The following is a 555-nucleotide window of genomic DNA, read 5'->3' as shown; positions in this document are numbered from 1 at the left end:
AGCCGGAGCGGGCGATGGGCTGCATGGCCGCTGTGTCGACGAGACCGTCCACGATGTAGCGGTCATCGATATGGATGCCGACGACTTGACCGATCACCAGATAGTAGTTCGCGTCTCCGCCTTCGAGCGGAATGAGAGGAACGGTCTGGAGCCACTTGCATTCGAGCGCCGCGAGCGCATCGGCGACGCGAGGCGGCTTGACGAGACGCGACGGCGCCGCGGTCAGGTCGGCGTGAATCATCTCGTTCTCGCCGCGCGGCAGAATCGCGGACGTGAGGTTCATCTTGTCGCGTAGATCCCAGGTCGCGAGGTTGCAGACGAATTCCTTCGTCTCCTCGATGAAGGTCAGCGCGTCCTTCTTGCCCTGCGACGAGAACGCCACCATCGGCGGCTTCTCTGATACGGCGTTGAAAAAGGAATAGGGCGAGAGGTTGATCTCGCCCTTCGCACTCATCGCGGTAATCCAGCCGATGGGACGCGGGGCCACGATCGCTTTGAAAGGGTCGTGCGGCAGCCCGTGCCCGCTGCCGGCAGTTTCGTAGAACATCAGAACCA

Annotated in this window: 1 protein-coding gene; it reads right to left on the bottom strand. The window is 62.2% G+C overall.

Annotated elements, in window-relative coordinates; translation table 11 throughout:
* On the bottom strand, positions 1-547 hold a 547-nt coding region (locus AC1DT3_RS23755), incomplete at its 3' end, for a flavin reductase family protein (protein ID WP_477467599.1).
* Positions 548-555 lie beyond the last annotated feature (8 nt).

It is taken from the genome of Microvirga sp. P4_G7 (genome assembly GCF_056401005.1).
Note: the sequence above shows the minus strand (reverse complement) of the source record. Positions and strands in the feature narration are given on the sequence as shown.